Origin of the sequence: Nocardia sp. CA-084685 (genome assembly GCF_050955785.1) — a bacterium.
GTDB lineage: Bacteria > Actinomycetota > Actinomycetes > Mycobacteriales > Mycobacteriaceae > Nocardia.
In genome coordinates this window covers 7,520,107-7,537,437 of sequence record NZ_CP192094.1, presented here as the reverse complement: position 1 = coordinate 7,537,437, position 17,331 = coordinate 7,520,107, and the positions used below count along the sequence as shown (strand labels likewise).

Annotated in this window: 18 protein-coding genes; 10 read left to right on the top strand and 8 right to left on the bottom strand. The window is 65.0% G+C overall.

The genetic code is table 11. From position 1 onward, the window contains the following. The first annotated feature begins 237 nt into the window (after positions 1–237). Positions 238–603 carry a hypothetical protein gene (locus ACQP2U_RS33535; protein WP_433711148.1) on the top strand — a complete coding sequence of 122 codons (366 nt, stop codon included), beginning with the start codon at positions 238–240 and terminating at the stop codon, positions 601–603. Here the strand turns inward: ACQP2U_RS33535 and ACQP2U_RS33530 are convergent. Then, complete coding sequence (locus tag ACQP2U_RS33530) at positions 590–1,183, bottom strand: dihydrofolate reductase family protein (protein ID WP_397035386.1); 594 nt, start codon at positions 1,181–1,183, stop codon at positions 590–592. The genes ACQP2U_RS33535 and ACQP2U_RS33530 overlap by 14 nt on opposite strands. 158 nt (positions 1,184–1,341) lie before the next feature. On the opposite strand from ACQP2U_RS33530, the gene ACQP2U_RS33525 reads away from it, so the two are divergent. Next, positions 1,342–2,052, top strand: a complete 711-nt coding sequence (locus ACQP2U_RS33525; protein ID WP_433711147.1) for a helix-turn-helix domain-containing protein — start codon at positions 1,342–1,344, stop codon at positions 2,050–2,052. Between the two features lie 7 nt (positions 2,053–2,059). Here ACQP2U_RS33525 and ACQP2U_RS33520 read toward each other — a convergent pair whose 3' ends face one another. From ACQP2U_RS33520 to ACQP2U_RS33510, 3 genes are all read right to left on the bottom strand, one after another. Continuing rightward, positions 2,060–2,449 carry a VOC family protein gene (locus ACQP2U_RS33520; protein ID WP_433711146.1) on the bottom strand — a complete coding sequence of 130 codons (390 nt, stop codon included), beginning with the start codon at positions 2,447–2,449 and terminating at the stop codon, positions 2,060–2,062. A 48-nt stretch (positions 2,450–2,497) separates the two neighbouring features. After that, complete coding sequence (locus ACQP2U_RS33515; protein ID WP_397035383.1) at positions 2,498–2,911, bottom strand: arsenate reductase ArsC; 414 nt, start codon at positions 2,909–2,911, stop codon at positions 2,498–2,500. Positions 2,912–3,217: 306 nt separating this feature from the next. Next, positions 3,218–4,123: an oxygenase MpaB family protein gene (locus tag ACQP2U_RS33510; protein ID WP_433711144.1), complete on the bottom strand. Its 906-nt coding sequence runs from the start codon at positions 4,121–4,123 to the stop codon at positions 3,218–3,220. A 123-nt stretch (positions 4,124–4,246) separates the two neighbouring features. Between ACQP2U_RS33510 and ACQP2U_RS33505 the strand changes: the two genes are divergently transcribed. Further along, the gene (locus ACQP2U_RS33505) at positions 4,247–4,993 is read left to right on the top strand and encodes an SIR2 family NAD-dependent protein deacylase (protein WP_433711142.1); all 747 of its coding nucleotides are present in this window, start codon (positions 4,247–4,249) and stop codon (positions 4,991–4,993) included. A gap of 243 nt (positions 4,994–5,236) precedes the next feature. On the opposite strand, the gene ACQP2U_RS33500 is transcribed toward ACQP2U_RS33505, so the two are convergent. Beyond that, positions 5,237–6,532, bottom strand: coding sequence for a D-arabinono-1,4-lactone oxidase (locus ACQP2U_RS33500; RefSeq protein ID WP_433711141.1), 1,296 nt, complete (start codon positions 6,530–6,532; stop codon positions 5,237–5,239). Positions 6,533–6,587: 55 nt separating this feature from the next. After that, the gene (locus ACQP2U_RS33495) at positions 6,588–7,262 is read right to left on the bottom strand and encodes a TetR/AcrR family transcriptional regulator (RefSeq protein WP_433711140.1); all 675 of its coding nucleotides are present in this window, start codon (positions 7,260–7,262) and stop codon (positions 6,588–6,590) included. Between the two features lie 117 nt (positions 7,263–7,379). On the opposite strand from ACQP2U_RS33495, the gene ACQP2U_RS33490 reads away from it, so the two are divergent. From ACQP2U_RS33490 to ACQP2U_RS33460, 7 genes are all read left to right on the top strand, one after another. Next, on the top strand, positions 7,380–8,879 hold the full coding sequence (locus ACQP2U_RS33490) for an MFS transporter (protein ID WP_433711138.1): 1,500 nt from the start codon (positions 7,380–7,382) through the stop codon (positions 8,877–8,879). A gap of 373 nt (positions 8,880–9,252) precedes the next feature. Beyond that, positions 9,253–9,681 carry a fluoride efflux transporter CrcB gene (gene crcB / locus ACQP2U_RS33485; RefSeq protein ID WP_433711137.1) on the top strand — a complete coding sequence of 143 codons (429 nt, stop codon included), beginning with the start codon at positions 9,253–9,255 and terminating at the stop codon, positions 9,679–9,681. Positions 9,682–9,714: 33 nt separating this feature from the next. Next, complete coding sequence (locus ACQP2U_RS33480; RefSeq protein ID WP_433711135.1) at positions 9,715–10,089, top strand: DUF190 domain-containing protein; 375 nt, start codon at positions 9,715–9,717, stop codon at positions 10,087–10,089. Then, entirely contained in the window at positions 10,086–10,448 is a 363-nt protein-coding gene (gene crcB / locus ACQP2U_RS33475) for a fluoride efflux transporter CrcB (RefSeq protein ID WP_433711134.1), read from the top strand. The genes ACQP2U_RS33480 and crcB (ACQP2U_RS33475) overlap by 4 nt, the downstream gene beginning before the upstream one ends. A gap of 47 nt (positions 10,449–10,495) precedes the next feature. Then, positions 10,496–12,136: a phosphoglucomutase (alpha-D-glucose-1,6-bisphosphate-dependent) gene (gene pgm / locus ACQP2U_RS33470; protein WP_433711133.1), complete on the top strand. Its 1,641-nt coding sequence runs from the start codon at positions 10,496–10,498 to the stop codon at positions 12,134–12,136. A 28-nt stretch (positions 12,137–12,164) separates the two neighbouring features. Next, a complete protein-coding gene (locus ACQP2U_RS33465) occupies positions 12,165–13,502 on the top strand; it encodes an MFS transporter (protein ID WP_433716660.1) in 1,338 nt (445 codons plus the stop codon). A 130-nt stretch (positions 13,503–13,632) separates the two neighbouring features. After that, positions 13,633–14,370 carry a thioredoxin domain-containing protein gene (locus tag ACQP2U_RS33460; RefSeq protein ID WP_433711132.1) on the top strand — a complete coding sequence of 246 codons (738 nt, stop codon included), beginning with the start codon at positions 13,633–13,635 and terminating at the stop codon, positions 14,368–14,370. A 37-nt stretch (positions 14,371–14,407) separates the two neighbouring features. Here the strand turns inward: ACQP2U_RS33460 and ACQP2U_RS33455 are convergent, their stop codons facing one another. Together ACQP2U_RS33455 and ACQP2U_RS33450 are read right to left on the bottom strand one after the other, a co-directional pair. Next, the gene (locus ACQP2U_RS33455) at positions 14,408–16,366 is read right to left on the bottom strand and encodes an MFS transporter (RefSeq protein ID WP_433711131.1); all 1,959 of its coding nucleotides are present in this window, start codon (positions 16,364–16,366) and stop codon (positions 14,408–14,410) included. A gap of 397 nt (positions 16,367–16,763) precedes the next feature. Further along, positions 16,764–17,096, bottom strand: a complete 333-nt coding sequence (locus ACQP2U_RS33450) for a transglycosylase family protein (protein WP_397035371.1) — start codon at positions 17,094–17,096, stop codon at positions 16,764–16,766. Between the last annotated feature and the right edge of the window lie 235 nt (positions 17,097–17,331).

The following is a 17,331-nucleotide window of genomic DNA, read 5'->3' as shown; positions in this document are numbered from 1 at the left end:
ATTCAGCGGTAGATATCCGTCGAGTCCTCTTATTTGCGAACAAATTGCCGATTTTCCCGCCATGTAGTCTGCGTCCATCTGTGAAGTTGTAGTCATGCTCTGTCGAAGAGAGGTTGACCTGTGAAACTGATCTGGATGACGGTGCCGGCCGCACTTGCCGTTGCCGTGGCGGGCTGCTCCGATGACAAGTCCACGACGGCCGCGTCGAGTTCGTCCGTACCTGCGGAGACGAGTTCGGTGAGTGCGACGCCGATCGAAAACGAGGAGCCGGCCGACGGCGTGCGGATTCCGTTGGGGGAAACCAAGAAAGTGCCGATTCCCGCCGATGCCGTAATGGATATCAGGGTGCCCGTCGATTGGGGCGCGGCGAGCGTGAGCCTACGCTGTGCGGTAACCGACAGCACCGGCCGCAACGAAGACCTTCGTTCCACTAATACGAAAAAACAGGAAACAATCGGCGGAAAAGAGTGGATGACGCTGTGGACCTTTTCCTCGCCCGCAGGTGCTGAAGTCACCGTTGGATGCAAGGATCCGGAGTCGAAACTCGCGCCGGGCGACGATCACCTGATCCGGGTTGTCCCGCGCGGCCTCACTCCGCACTGAATCGCTGTGACGCGGGTGCCCAACCCGCCGCCCGAGCCTGCGGTACGCCGCCGCGATTGTCGACGGTGTAGACGATTTCCACCGATCCGCCGGACAGCGCACGCGAACTCTCGAGGGTGAGCCCGGTATCGATATCCAGTGCTTCGGTGAGGCGCATGCCGCCGCCGACGAAGAAGGGCAGCACGACCAATTCGAGTTTGTCCAATGCGCCTATCGCGCGAAAGGTTTCGATGGTGCGCGGACCGCCGATCAAATGGACATCACCGCCACGATTGGCCGCGCGCAGCTGCTCGAGCAAGCGCGCCGGATCGCTGTCCACCGTGACGTGGTCGGGGGTGCCCGCGGGACGCTGCGATGCGAGCACGAACACCTGCAGTGTCGGCCACGGCCAGCGGTCATTTGTCAGCGCGGGCGCGAAGGTGGTGTGCCCCATCAGCGCGGCCTCACAGGTCGCGACGAATTCCGGAATGCCGTGGCTTTCGCCGGGTACATACGCCGGATCGACGACCTGTGGCGGCCACCCATTGGGTGTGGTGATGTAGCCATCGGCGCTCATGCACAGGCGTGAACGGATCTGCATACGACGTGCCTCCTTGGTTCGGCCTGCTGGATAGGACGACCCGGCCGCCGGGAATTCATCGGCGATCGATGACCGATCTCGGTGCCGCAGGAGCAGCCGCGGTGGCTGGCGGGTCGACTACTGACCTCCGCGACTCGGGCACGGGTAGCCTCGGATTCGTGGCAGAGGCAGTGCCGGGATATCGGGAGCGGCCGTCGCGGCTGCCGGGTGCCGTGGTGTGGACGAATACCAATGCCACCGGGGCCACGGCATTGCCGGTGTTGCCGGATGGATGTATGGATCTGCTCTGGAGTAACGGCAGGTTGCTGGTGGCCGGACCGGATACCCGGGCATATATGGCCGATGGTGCGGCGGGCACTCGATGGGTGGGGGTTCGATTCGCACCAGGGAGCGCGCCCGCTCTGCTCGGCGTGCCCGCACACGAATTGCGGGATAAACGGGTGGAGTTGGCGGATCTGTGGTCCGCGGCGAAGGCGCGGCGGCTCGCGGAACAGGTCGGCGCGGCAGCGGATCAGACCGATGCACTGGAAGCTATCGCGGTGCGCCGGGCCTACGACACCGAACCGCCCGACCCGGCCTTGCGGCGAATCGTCGATGCGCTGAATGCCGGATGTTCGGTCGCCGCGACGGCCGAGGCCGTGGGGGTGGGTGCGCGAGTGTTGCATCGACGCTCGCTCGCGGCCTTCGGCTACGGACCGAAGACGTTGGCGCGAATCCTGCGGCTGCAGCGGGCGCTCGCGGTGGCGCGTAGCGGAGTGCCACTCGCGGACACCGCGTTTCGTACCGGATTCGCTGATCAGGCCCACCTCGCGCGCGACGTGCGCGAACTGGCAGGCATGCCGTTGAGCCAGTTGCTCACCCGCTCATAGCGACCGCTCAATCGGATATCGGGGCGTACAGGTCGACGCTATTGCCGTCCGGATCCAAGATTGTCGCGTACCGCTGGCCCCAGAAGGCGTCCCACGGCTTCAGTTCGCCGCGGTATCCGGCATCGATGAGTTCGCTGTAGACCGCGTCGACCTCGGCGGGATCCGCGCATTGGAATGCCAGCCCGAGTCGCCCCGCGGACGTCGGCGGCTGCCAGTCGGAGTGGAACGACTTGATCACGGCCTCGGTATCCAGTGTGAGGCGCATACCGCCGGGCAGCGTGGCCTCCATATGCCCCTCATCCGCCTCCGGGAACTCGAGACCCAGGCGGCGGTAGAGGGCGAGCGAGGCGGCCATATCGCTGACGACAATGCCGATGACATTGAGTTGTGGAGTCATATCCGCAGCGTATGCCGCACTTCGGCGGGCGTCTTGAATAAATCGGACTCAGCAGGCTGTGGCCGGGATCAGTTCCGCGATGAGGTTGTCCACCAGGATACGGATCCGGTCGCGGATCGAGCGCACGATGGCGATGTCCTCATCGGTCGCATCCGGCAGCATCCAATCGCGATAGCTGATACCGGGGAAGAACGGGCACACGTCGCCGCAGCCCATGGTGACGACGACATCGGACATCGCGACCGCGTCCACGGTCAGCAGCTTCGGCGCATGGGCCGAGATATCGATATCGAGTTCGGCCATGACCGCGACGGCGGCCGGATTGATGGTGTCGGCGGGCGCACTCCCGGCGGAGTGCACATCGATGCGGTCGCCGGCGAGCGCATCGAGGAATCCGGCCGCCATTTGCGACCGGCCCGCATTGTGGACACAGATGAACAGCACGCTGGGCTTGTGAGCCATGTGCGGGAATACCTTTCAGGCTGGTGCGTGGTGCTGGGCGCAATGTCGGGATTGTCGGACGGTTGCACCTGGTCTGCGTCGGAGGGTGCGTGATACGTATACCAGGACGGGCGGAATATGTTTCGCGACGAGGGGGGCGACTTTGTCCGCCAAGGCATCTCGAGCCTCGTCGCTCGAGAGTTGTTGCCGTACGCGGAATATCGGTCAAGAAGAAACCGGTCGGTCAGGATTTCGGCATTTTGCCTAGATACGACGCGGCCCGCGGTGCCGGAGCGGCAACCGCGGGCCGTGCACGCACGCGAGGCGTCACATGGGACGCAGATCGATCACCTTGCGCAACCGCGCGCGATCGCGCTCGAGCCGCCGCGCCTCGTATGCGATCGGGAAGTAGCGCACCCGCTCCGGCAATAGCGGCACCGCGCGGGCGATGAACCACCCCAACGCCTCGAGCTTGCGCTCATCGGACTCCGACCACGTCAGGCCGAGCTTGCGCCGGGCCGCCTCCGGAGTCGTGCCGACGGTCACGAAGTACTGCAGCCGACCGACCGGCGCGACCATGCGCTTCCAGGCCGGGTGCAGTGCCCGCGGCAATTGTTTGGGCGGTGCTACCGACTGGATCACCCGCAGGTAGTCGTGCGCGGTGCCGGTCTCCTGTAGGTGGTTTTCCACCATATCGGTGAAGAACTTCTCGAATTCGGTGTAGTTCGCCGGAATCTCCTTGGGCGGCACCACGAAATTGCGCATGAGCTGCACCGTCTCCTGGTAGTACGCCTCCTTCTCGTCCGGGGTGAGCGGGCGGCGGGCGAAGTATTCGGCATTCTCGGTGAAGGCGAAGGTGCCGGTGTGCAGCACCCAGGCCCACGGCCCGGAGGCCAGCGCCTTGTGTCGGACACCATCGGCGGAGGTGGTGTTCAGCGAGGCATGCATCTTGCGCAGGCGATCCGCTTCCGCGATCGCCTCGTCGCCGCCGTAAACCCACATCATCACCGAACCGATGCTGCGCACGGCGCGTCCGAGTGGATCGGTGCGGAAGGTGGAGTGTTCGTCGACGACGGCGGCAATGGTCGGTTCCATGGTCTGCAGCAGAAATGCCGAACCAGCGGTGAGGGAGAAGGTGATCAAGCCGGTCTCGTCCCACATGCGCGTCCCCGGTGCGAACGGGCGGCGCTCCGGTGCGGTCCGTGAATCGGCGTCGGCTGCGACGGCGGTCATTGCGATCTCCTTTGATCGACCATCCAAGAACTTGAGAGACTTAGTGTAGCAATCTCTCATAGCCTTGGCTTGTCGACCGATCGTCCTGGGCGCCGCTGACACTGCCCCCTAGGCTGAATCAATGTGACGACCGACTGGCGCAAACGGGATGGGCGGATCGGTGTGCTCACCGGCGCGGGCATCTCCACCGATTCCGGCATTCCCGATTTCCGCGGCCCCCGCGGCGTGTGGACGAAAGACCCCATCGCCGAACTGTTGTCGACCTACGATGCCTACCTCTCCGATCCGGAGCTGCGCAAACGCTCCTGGCTGGCCCGCCGCGACAATCCTGCCTGGCAGGCCCAACCCAATGCCGCGCACACCGCGCTGGCCGATCTGGAACGGGCCGGACGCACCATCACGATCATCACCCAGAACATCGACCGGCTGCATCAGCGCGCCGGATCCTCACCGGGCCGGGTGATCGAAATTCACGGCAATATGTTCGAAGTCGTCTGTATCGGTTGCGAATACCAGACGAGCATGGCCGCCACCCTGGCTCGCGTGGCGGCGGGCGAGGCGGATCCGCCCTGTCCGGCATGCGGCGGAATTCTGAAATCCGCGACCATCATGTTCGGCCAGCAAATGGATCGCCGCACCATGACCAAGGCCGCGCTGACCGCCGAGTCCAGCGATATCTTCCTGGCCGTGGGTTCCTCGCTGCAGGTCGAGCCCGCCGCATCGATGTGCGCGATCGCGGTCGACAGCGGCGCGGATCTGGTCATCGTCAATGCCGAACCGACGCCCTACGACAGCATCGCCACCGAGGTCATCCGCGAGCCGATCGGCACCGCCCTACCACGCTTGGCCGCCGAAATACTGGCAAGTTGACGCTACCGCGCTTGGTCGCCGAACTAGTACTGGCGAGTTGACGCGCGACTCTGCCCCAACGGAGCGAGATGCTTACGGGCGACCCGTTGGCGGTCCGAGCCGTCCAAGCGCACGCGACGCAGCCGCAGGACCCAACCATGCACCGCGCACCAGGTGCCGACGCCCCCGCCATCACCGACCCCAACGGAGCGAGATGCTCCTACGCGCGAACACCGCGGCGCCCGCGCCGCCAAAAACACCCCATCAAACACAACCGAGTACCCGCTCGACGTAGCCGTTGGCGAAGCGGCCCTTTGGGTCGAAGCGGCGGCGCACCTCGGCGAAGTGATCCCAGTCCGGATAGCGCGGCCGTAGTGTTTCGGCGGTCTGGAAATGGCGTTTGCCCCAGTGCGGGCGGCCGTTGTACTTGTCGAAAACTGCCTCGCAGGCGCGGAAATACGGTTCGAAGTCCATGCCGCGGTACTGGTGCACGGCGATGTAGCAGGTGTCGCGCCCGCTCGCGGGGGAGAGGTACGCGTCATCGGGGGCAACCCAGCGCACCTCGATTGGCATCGGCGTATCGAACTGCATCGCGAGTTTCTTGATCTCGCGAATGGCCGCTACGGAATGTTCGCGCGGGATCGCGTATTCCATCTCGGTGAAGCGAATAAGCCGAGGTGAGGCGAAGACTCGATAGGAGCGGTCGACCTGGCGGCGGTAGCTGCCCGCATAGGCCGCGCCGCGATGTATCCACGGCACCAGCCGGGGCTGGCGCTTGCCGAGTCGGCACAGCGCGTCGAAGGCGTAGTTGGACATCAGGATGTCGGCGAACCAGTCCGCGGCCCTACCGCGCGGTTGTTCCGGCAGGTCGACGGGGTTGTTGCGCTTGGTCATCGCCAGTGGGCTGTGCCCGAACATATAGAACTCGAAATGCTGGTTGCCGTCGACATGGGAGTCCAGATCGGCTAGAACCTCCTCGACCGGAATCGGGCGCTCGATTCCCTCCAGCACGAACGACGGCACCAGCTGCAAGGTGACCGCGCTGATCACGCCGAGTGCCCCCATGCTGACCCGTGCCGCGCGCCAGCCCTCCGGATCGGATTCCTCGGTCAACTCGACGCGGCTGCCATCGGCGAGTACCAGCTCGATGGATTGCAGTGCGGCCGAAAGGTTTTGCAGTGTCGCACCGGTGCCGTGGGTGGCCGTGGCGGTCGCGCCCGCGATGGTCTGCACGTCGATATCGCCGAGATTGGGAAAGGCCAGGCCGAGCGGATGCAGCGCATGGCTCGCGGCATTGAGGGTGATACCCGCCTCGACTCGAACGCGTCCGGTCTCCCGATTCACATCGAGGATGCGGTTCAGCTTCGCGAGGTCGAGCAGAATGCCGTCGGTGAGTACGGCATCGGTGAACGAATGACCCGCACCGGCGACGCGTACGGTCTGTCCGGTGGTGGCGGCGCGGCCGATGATCTCGGCTAATTCTTCGGTATCGCGCGGGGTGGCGATGGTAGCTGGCGCGCACCGCTGATCCCCGGCCCAGTTCCCCCACGAATTGGTCATGCGTCCAACTGTAAGGGGTGGCTCGAACCGGCGCTAGATGTGTCCGGTTTTTGCGCTAGCGCTTGCGGCCCGCGCAGGCGAACGACTTGGCCCGTTCGACTTCTTCGTCCGTCAAGGGGGGTGCTGGTAGTGGTCGGCGTGGCGTGTCATCGCTGCGTACGCCGTTGAGTGCGATGGCCATATAGCGCTGCCAGGAATTCGGATTCACCGGCTTGGAGAACTCGGCCAGTGCATCGACCATGTGGATCAGCGCGAAGAAGTCCGATGGCTCGATATCGGGCTGTAGAGCACCGGCCTCACGCGCGCGATCGATGACCGCGGCGATGGTCGGCTTGATCCGGTCGCGCAGCTGGGCGAAGCGCTCCAGATCCTCCTCGAGTTCGAGCATGACCTCGCTGAAGCCGCGATTGGTAGCGAGATGGGTGCAGGCGTACTCGAAGAACTGAACCAGCCCCAACCAGGGGTCCGGGTGCTTGGCCGCGGTCTCGGCGGCGACAGCGAACTCGCCGACATTCTGTTCGAAGACCTCGGCGATCAGTTCCCTCTTATTGGCGAAGCGCCGGTAGACGGTGCCGACGCCGACCCCGGCGCGTTCGGCCACGTCATCGAGGGTGATCTCCAAGCCGTGATCGGCGAAGAGCTGGCGGGCTGCCTCGACGATGCGCTGCTGATTGCGGGCAGCGTCGGCGCGTAGACGCCGAGGTGGAGGCACGGTAGTGGCGGGATTCACAGTCACATCCTAGCAATAAGCAGGATTAAGTGGAGGAGTTGTCTCCGTTATTGTGTTAGCTTAACTCGGAAAGCGGAGGAAATACCTCCGGATCAAGCTTCGAGACAAAGGGGACACATGACTACCACGTTGGACCGTGGGGCACTGGCCCCCGAGAAAACCGACTCGGGCCGCCGCGGCTCGCATGCCCTGCGCTGGTGGGTGCTCGCCGTACTCGGCGTGGCTCAGCTCATGGTTGTGCTCGACGCGACCGTCGTGAATATCGCGCTGCCCGCAGCGCAACAGGACCTCGGTTTCAGCGATGGCGATCGGCAGTGGGTCGTCACCGGTTACGCCCTTGCCTTCGGCAGCCTGTTGCTGCTCGGTGGCCGACTCAGTGACCTGTTCGGCCGGCGTAACACCTTCATTATCGGCCTGATCGGATTCGCCGTGGCCTCCGCGGTCGGCGGCGCGGCCACCAGCTTCGAGATGCTGGTCGCGGCTCGCGTCGGACAGGGCGTCTTCGGCGCGCTGCTGGCACCCGCCGCCCTATCGCTGCTCACGGTCACTTTCACCGAACCGAGTGAGCGCGCCAAGGCCTTCGGCATATTCGGTGCGGTTGCCGGCGCCGGTGGTGCCATCGGTCTGCTGCTCGGCGGCATGCTCACCGAATGGGCATCGTGGCGCTGGGTGATGTTCGTGAACCTCGGCTTCGCCGCGGTCGCGCTGATCGGCGCGGTGCTGCTGCTGGCCAAGCATGTGGTGACGGAGCGGCCCCGGCTCGATATTCCGGGCACCGTCGTGGTGACCGCCGCGCTGTTCGGCATCGTCTACGGGTTCTCGCACGCCGAGTCGACCAGCTGGGGCAACCCGGTCACCCTCGGTTTCCTGATCGGCGGCGCGGCACTGCTCGCGGTGTTCGTGGCGCTCGAGACCCGGGTCGCGAATCCGCTGTTGCCACTGCGCATCGTGCTGGACCGCACCCGCGGCGGTTCGTTCCTGACAGTGTTCGTCATGGGCATCGGAATGTTCGCGATCTTCCTGTTCCTGACCTACTACATGCAGCTGAGCATGGGGTACTCGCCGATCAAGACCGGTCTGGCGTTCCTGCCGATGGTGGCGGGCATGGTCGTCTCCTCGACCACGGTCCCCTCGCTGCTGTTGCCGAAGGTCGGTCCGAAGATGGTTGTCGCCGGTGGCTTTCTGGTCGCCGCGCTCGGCATGGCATGGCTGACCCAGATCAGCCTCGACAGCAGCTATGTCGCGAATATCCTGCCCGCCCTGGTCCTGATGGGCCTCGGTCTCGGTGGCGCGATGTCGACCGCCTTCCAGGGCGCGACGGCCGGTGTGCACCACGAGGATGCCGGTGTCGCCTCGGCGATGATCAACACGAGCCAGCAGGTCGGCGGCTCGATCGGCACGGCGCTGCTGAGCACCATCGCAGCCTCGGCCGCGACCGACTACCTGTCATCGCGTACGCCGGGTCCGCTGGCCGTGGCGCAGGCCCAGATCGAGAGCTACACGACCAGCTTCTGGTGGGCCACCGCGATTTTCGTGGCCGGTGCGGTGATCACCGGATTCCTGATGCCGAATGCGGTTCCGGCTCCGTCGGAAGGTGAACCGGTAATCGTGCACTGAGCTGTTCCGCTCGAACAGCACAGCGCCCGCATCAATGACGATGCGGGCGTTGTGTTTTCGTCGATCGCCTCGGCCGTCACCGGGCCGAAGGCCCCAGCCGCCACCATGCTGAACAGTTGCTGGTGCCCATTTTTCGCCGTCTTCCGAGGCGTTTCGGATCTCGCCCTCGGTGCCGCCGTCATCGCTGCCGACCTGTGTCCGTAGGGATGGCCGGGAACTTCGGCCGAACATTCCCAGCATTCGTACGCGCTCAGCGCCCCGTGTCAACGAACGATGCTGTTCATGGTGCGTCCCGTCGTCCCGGATGTTCGGCTCGGCCGACCCGCCCGTTAGCATTGCGCCGGTGACATTCGGCTCGGCAGGAGGTCAGCGCATGGCTCAGCGGGCCCGCAACCCTGCCGTCGAACCGTTGGTGCTGGTGGTGATCTCGCTCGGCGGTGGTCTCGGCGCGCTGGCGCGCTATGGCATCGGCGTGTGGTGGCCGTCGCAACCGCATCAGGTCCCCTGGGCGACCTTCACGATCAATGTCGTGGGATGCTTTGCGATCGGAATTCTGATGGTTCTGATCACCGAGGTGTGGGTAGCCCACAGACTGCTCCGCCCATTTCTCGGTATCGGCGTGCTCGGCGGCTTCACCACTTTTTCCACCTATAGCCTCGAGGTTCGTAGACTGCTCGAATCGGGTGCCGTGGTCGAGGCACTCGGCTATCTCGGGGGAACAGTGGTGGCCGGACTGGGGGCGGTTGTGCTCGGCATGTTTTCGGCACGGTGGGCTACTGGTACGGCACGGCGGACGAGTTGAATAGTGGACAGCGCGACGGAAGGGGGTCAGGCGATGAAAGATTCACCGACGGGCACTGGTCCGGCGGCGGGACAGTGGCAGTCGGCGGCGCGGCTGACGGTGCTGCTCGACGAGGACGACAAGTGGCGGCACGGGCCCCTGTACCACGAGATCGTGCGGCGCGCCCGCGACACAGGGCTGGCCGGCGCCAGCGTGTGGCGCGGCGTGGAGGGTTACGGGTCGTCCTCACGCATCCACACCAGTCGGATCCTCGATCTGGCCGAACACCTACCCGTGCTGGTGATGATCATCGACGAGGCCCAGCGGTTGCGCGCCTTCGTCGAACAGAATTCCGAGCTACTCGTTGCGGTGAATGTCGCATTGTCCGAAGTCGAGGTCTGGCAGCCGACGCTGGGGGTCGCCCGATGATGGTGGTGCTCGTCCTGGTCGGCGGCATGATCGGTGCGCCGGCGCGGTATCTCATCGACCGTTCGGTGGCCGCGCGATTCGAATCTCTGCTGCCGCTGGGCACATTGACCGTTAACATTGTCGGTTCGGCGTTGCTCGGTGGACTGATCGGCGCCGGCGTGAACCACTGGCTGCTGGCCGCCGCGGGAACAGGTTTCTGCGGTGCGCTGACCACATTCAGCACCTTCGGCTACGAGACGATCAGGCTCGTGGCCGAGGGCGCCTACGCCTATGCGGTGGGCAATGTGGTGCTCAGCGTCGTGACCAGCTTGACCGCGGTGTTCGTCGCCGCGGCCACGACCCAGTGGTTGTGGACATGATTCTGATGACGAGCCGGGCGCAGCCGACACGGAAGGGAGACCCGAGCATGGCCCATGATCGAGCCGGGCGACCCGCGCGTCCCACTGACCTCGAGGACGTCGCGCGTTTGGTGACGGCCTACTACAGCCGCATCCCCGATCCGGCCGAGCCCGCACAGCAGGTGGCCTTCGGCACCTCGGGGCATCGGGGCTCGAGTCTGGACACCGCCTTCAACGAGGCGCACATCCTGGCCATCACCCAGTCGATCGTGGAATACCGTGCCACCCGCGGGATTACCGGTCCGGTCTATCTGGCCCGCGATACCCACGCGTTGTCCGAACCCGCCTGGACCACCGCGCTCGAGGTGCTGGCCGCCAACGATGTGACCACGATGATCGACGCGCGCGATCGCTACACACCCACGCCCGCGCTGAGTCATGCGGTGTTGCGCCACAACCGCGGTGGGGCCAAGCATCAGGCCGATGGCATTGTCGTCACGCCATCGCATAATCCGCCGCGCGACGGCGGCTTCAAATACAACCCCCCGCACGGCGGTCCGGCCGACACCAAGGCCACCGATGCCATTGCCAACCGCGCCAACGAACTGTTGCGCAGCGGCTTGGCCGGGGTGCGGCGGACCACGCTGCGGCATGCGCTGGAGAACTGCGTCGAGCGCTACGACTACCTCGACCACTACATCGCGGATCTGCCGAATGTGTTGAACCTGGACGCCATTCGTGGTGCCGGGATCCGGCTCGGCGCCGATCCGATGGGTGGAGCCAGTGTCGACTACTGGGAGGAGATCGGACAGCGCTACGACCTCGAACTCGAGGTCGTCAACCCGTTCGTCGATCCGACCTGGCGGTTCATGACACTGGATTCCGACGGCAAGATCCGGATGGATCCGTCCTCGCGCTATGCGATGGCCTCGCTGATCGCGATCAAGGACGATTACGACATCTCCACCGGCAACGACGCCGACGCGGATCGGCACGGCATCGTCACACCCGATGGCGGACTGATGAATCCGAACCACTTTCTCGCGGTCGCCATCGAATATCTGGTCGCGAATCGGATGGGTTGGGATGCGCTCACCAAGATCGGCAAGACGGCGGTGAGTTCGTCGATGATCGACCGAGTGGTCAGCGTGCTCGGGCGCGATGTGTACGAGGTGCCGGTCGGCTTCAAATTCTTCGTACCCGGATTGTTCAGCGGCAGTCTGGCTTTCGGCGGTGAGGAAAGTGCGGGCGCATCGTTCTTGCGCATGGACGGCACGGTGTGGACCACCGATAAGGACGGCATCCTGCTCGCCTTGTTGGCCACCGAGATCGCCGCCGTCACCGGCCAGAGCCCGTCGGCCCGCTATGTCGAACTCGAGAAGCGCTACGGCAGTCCGGCCTATGCCCGCATCGACGCCGTCGCGACCCCGGAACAGAAAGCACTCCTCGGTAAGTTGACACCGGACATGATCACCACGAAGGAGATCGCCGGTGAGCCGATCACCGCGGTCCTCACTCGAGCCCGCGGCAACGGCGCCCCCCTCGGCGGCCTGAAGGTCACCACCGAAAACGCCTGGTTCGCCGCGCGCCCCTCCGGCACCGAAGACAAGTACAAGATCTACGCGGAGTCCTTCGAGGGCCCCGAACACCTGACCCAGGTCCAAGCGGCCGCGGAAGAAGTGGTGGGGCAGGCGCTGTCCGGTGAGTGATAGATCGACCGCGGGGTCGTCGGAGTCGCTGGGTTCGGGAGCTTCGGCGGGGACGGCAGCGGCGTCGGGTGGGTCGGCGTCCAGGGCTTTGCCGGTGGAGATCTGGGTACTGATCGGGGCGTCGTTTGTTATCGCCGTGGGGTTCGGTCTGGTGGCGCCCGTATTGCCGCAGTTCGCGCGGGGGTTCGGGGTCGGGGTTGCGGCGGCTTCGGCGATTGTCAGTGCGTTTGCGTTGATGCGGCTGCTGTTCGCGCCGGTCAGTGGGCGATTGGTACAGCGGCTGGGGGAGCGGTCGGTGTATCTCGGCGGTTTGTTGATCGTCGCGGTGTCGACGGGGGCCAGTGCGTTTGCGCAGAGTTATTGGCAGCTGCTGGTGTTGCGGTCGGCGGGTGGGGTCGGGTCGACCATGTTCACGGTGTCGTCGCTGGCACTGGTGATCCGGATGTCGCCGCCCGCGCAACGTGGGCGGGTGTCCGGGCTGTGGTCGACGAGTTTTCTGATCGGGTCGGTGAGCGGGCCGCTGGTCGGCGGCGCGCTCGCCGGGCTCGGGTTGCGGGCGCCGTTCCTGATCTATGCGGCGGCGCTGCTGCTCGCGACCGCGGTGGTCTATGTGAATCTGCGGCATTCGACCCTGGCCGCACCGGAACCGGTGGGCGGGTTGCGGCTGATGTCGTTCCGGGAGGGATTGGCCCGGTCGGAGTATCGGGCGGTACTGCTATCGAATTTCGCCAATGGTGCTGCGGTATTCGGGGTGCGGATGGCGCTCGTGCCGCTGCTCGTTGTCGAAGTGCTGCATCAGAAACCGGGTATGGCAGGTGTCACCCTGACCGTGTTCGCCGCGGGCAATGTGGCGGTGCTTTTCGCGTCCGGCAGGCTCTCCGACCGCTTGGGACGCAAACCGTTCCTGATCACCGGATCGCTGATCTGTGCGGCGGGTACCGCTGGACTGGGTCTCGCGTCGAACCTGCCCTGGTTGCTGATGACCTCATTCGTCGCCGGGCTGGGCTCGGGCATGTTCACTCCCGCTCAACAGGCCGCGGTCGCGGACGTCATCGGACCGAAGGCCCGCGGCGGCCCGGTCCTCGCGGGCTTCCAGATGGCAGCCGACCTCGGCACCGTCGTCGGCCCGGTCGCGGTAGGCGCCGTGGCCCAACACTTCTCCTACGGCCTCGCCCTCGCACTGACCGGCGCACTACTCGCCATCGCAGCCGCGATCTGGGCACTCGTCCCGGAACCACTGCACCGCCGAGGCGTCGCATCGAAACTGGAAACCGCTGTGGACTCCCCGCCCGGCTCCACCTACGGCCCCCACGGCGCCGAGTCCCCCACATCCGACTCCCAAGGAAACGACTACGCCTCCCGCTGACCTGGACGTCTGATCACTATGTAACCCTGTAGGCCTCCCCCGACGTTTGCCTGCGTGAATGCACCGTGATCGACGGTCAAGAACGCACCCCGCGCGCGCGTTGGCGTGTGGTTGGGGCAGAGTGGTCGGAGTGAGCGAATCGGGATCGAAATACACGCCGCGGCCGATGTCCAGTGCGACCACATATGCCCTGGGTGGCGTGGCGCTCGCGCTCATCGTGTTGATCGTGATCCTGGCTTTTCGATGGGGACGTGACGACGCCACGATCCGCAATGACGGATACGGGTCGGTGCGCAGCACGGATGTCCGCGCGGCCCTGGACCAGAACAACGGGACGATTCTGCTCGGCCGCCCGGATGCGGCGAAGACCACCGATGTGTACGAGGATCCGCTGTGCCCGTCCTGCGGTGCGCTGGAGCGGCTCTACGGTCAGGAGATCGCGCAGCAGACCGACGAGGGCAAACTCGCCGTCCGATATCACCTCGTGACCTTCCTCGACCCGAAGTCGAAGAGCGAGGACTATTCGACGCGTGCGGTCGCCGCGAACGAATGTGTCGCCGATAACGGTTCGGGCCCGGTGTATTCGAAATTCCACGCGCTGCTGTTCACCTCGAAGCAGCCGAAGGAAGGCGGCGCGGACCTCAGCAATGACGATCTCGCGAATGTCGCCAAGGAATCGGGCGCCTCGCTGGAGGCGGTGCAGTGCATCAGCTCCGGCGCGAAACTCGACGCGGCCAAGATCCACGCCCACATGGCGCGCGCGGCGCTGACCGAGGCCAACGGGGAGGTCGCCACGCCAGCCGTCTTCGACGGAAAGAACAAGGTCGACGTCAACAACCACGAATGGGTCGTCGACCTGACCAAGTGAATTGTGCCGGGCGGTGGTACCGCCCGGCACGACCCAGCTACCCGGCGGGTTCGGGCTCCGGCTCACCCTTCACGATCTCGGCCAATTCGCGCTCGACGAGCTCGTCGTGCGCCTTGGCCTGCGCGGCCGCCTTCTTCGGACTCCAGTGTCCGGCCATCAGGAAGACGAACGGTAGGAACACCACCTGCGCCGCCAGGCAGATCCACCACCAGCGTTCCCACTGCTTCGGCGAATCGGCTTGCGCCTGCTGCACTTCCGTGGCGTGCGCGGCCAGATAGGCCTGATCATCTGCCGGGATGGTGCCGACCGACTGCAACTGCGTAGCCGCCTGCGCAAGTTTGGGGCCGACGGTCGCCGCCACCGCGAGGTCGGCGGCCGGAATCTGCTGCACGGCTTGCAGGCGCGCGATCGCCTGATCCACCGGAATGCCGAACTTCTTCGCGACCTGTCCGACTGCCGCCAGACCCGCGTTGGCATCGGCCGGATTCGTGGTCAGCGCGGCCAATGTCGCCGAATCAATGGCCTGCAGCGTCGCCAACTCCTGTGGGTAGCGGGTGTTGAGACCGACGGTGGTTTGGATATCGGCGGGTGACGCGCCGGTCAGTTTGGTCAGCGCGGTGATCTGTGCGGCCTGATCACCGGGGTTGTGCTGCAGTGCCGCAAGGGTTTCCGTGCCGACAGTCTGGATGGTCGCGAGTTGCTGGGCGTATTTGTGCGCGATCTCCGACAACCGGGGTCCATAATTGACCAGCGGACCGGCCGCGTTCACCACGATCAGCAATCCGAATAGCACCACGGTGACAACGCTGCGCAGTGTGCCGCCCCACACCGCGAGCCCCACCGCGGTAGCGGCCGGATTACGGGCCTCGACCGTCTCGGTGAAGCTCGCCATCCAGGTGGAGTAGGCAATGCCGGTGCCGACCGCGATCACTACGAAAACCGCGGCGAACGAGTAGTAACCGGTATCGGGATGATCGGTGTAGCCGATGAACAGGTACATGCCGACGATGCTGATGAGCGCGCCGACGATCATGAACGGCTTGCGCACCTTCAGTTTGTCCGACACGATCCCGGCCAGCACCAGGGCGATCGCATTGGCGGCCCAGTACCAGTTGCCGAGCGCATTGGCCTTGGCCGGGCTGAAGCCGAAATTCGTCGCCATATACACCGGTAGGAACGACACGATGGTGTAGAAGAAGGCGAGGAACAGGCTGATCGCCAACGCCGAGCCGATGATGTTGGGGCGCAGCATCTGTCGCCACACGCCCTGCTCGAGTTCCTTGACGTCCAGACCGCGGGCGCGGGCCTCGATCAGCGCACGGTCGCGCAAGGTCACCATGATCTGGTCACGCAGTTGTGGGCTCAGTTCGCGCAATCCGATCACCGCGACCACCGCGATGACGAGGCTGATCACACCGCACAGCCGATAGTGGTACTGCCAATCCGGATGCGCGTCGAGCGTGTGGGTGGAGATCTGCGTCGTGACCAGTGCGCCGATGACCGGTCCCAGTGTCCAGAAGCCCATTGCCGATGCCCGGTCCAGTTGGGGGGAGAAGTCGCGAATCAGTGCCGGTGTGGCCACAAGCACCGCACCCTCGACAATGCTGACCAGGCAGTACACGAACAGGTACTGCTCTTTGGTGGTCGTCGCGGGCACCGCGAACAGGGTCAGCAGCGAGCAGATCACCACGCCGTAGGCGACGATATTCGCCCGCCCCCACCGATCCAGCACGCCCGCGAGCACCGAGGCCACCGCGCCGAAGGCGGCGCCGATGATGAAGATCCAGACGAAGTAGGCGAAGGACAGGTCGAAGTAGCCGATGAGTTCATTTCCCACGGCGCCGGTGACGAATAGTTGGTAGTAGAGCGCGATCGAGGCGATGACCACGACGGCCAGGTACCAGGAACGGGCGGGTGTATCGGGATAGTGCGGTAGCTTGCGTTGCCACAGCCCCGTGAGCAGGGTCGGCGGGTCCGCAATCTGGGTCGAGCTCATGGTCGAGATGCCTTTCTAGCCACGGCATTTCGTAAAGGACCTGAGCCGTGCATGGATCAGGGCGATTTGCCGGGTGGACACAGGGTAGTGAGATGGATCACTGCCCGCAGCTGTTTCGGACCATGAGAACGTTCGATTTGCGCAATTGGAATAGACCGTACCGATGAGTGGGACTATTGGTTGACGCCGCAAGTATCTCGAGATGGGGTGGGGATTGTGAATTCGGCCGCCGCAGAGTGGTTTTCGATTCCCAGATCGGGCGGATATTCGCCGGAATAGAACGGCGGTTGCGCGCCGGATTGCTGGAAATAATTCCGGCACTGGTGATTTCGTTGATCGTACTGACGACAACGGGGCCCGTGCACAATGGCACGGACCCCGCTAGGTCTATCCGGGCTTACAGGTAAGCGCCGCACACGGGCCAAGCGCCCGGGCCCTGGGTGGCGAGCACGTTCTCCGCGACGCGGATCTGCTCCTCACGGCTGGCGTTGGCCGGGCTGCCCGAGCCGCCGTTGGCCGACCAGGTGCTCTGCGTGAACTGCAGACCGCCTGCGAAGCCGTTACCGGTGTTGATACCCCAGTTGCCACCGCTTTCGCACTGCGCGACGGCGTCCCAGTTGTGGCCGGATGCCGATGCGGTGGCGGTGGACAGTCCGAACGGAACGGCGGCGATGGCACCGGCGACGGCGGCGATTCCAAGGGCACGGGTGAACTTGCGGTTCTGAGTCATGTGTATTCCTGGCTGCGCCCGCTCGGCCCCGGCGGACTTCCGCCGTGTCCCTGCCCCCAGCGATGTCGGGGATCCTCGAAACCGCGGGGCAGGGTTACCGGCGTTCAGCAGTTCGAGTTCGAGCTCGTCGCATTGATCCGAGCTGTCGACGACGACGCTAGCGAAGAATTCGCGACAGATCACGTTGAGATAACGTCCGAATTGTCTCGACCGAAACTGTGGATTATCGGCATTC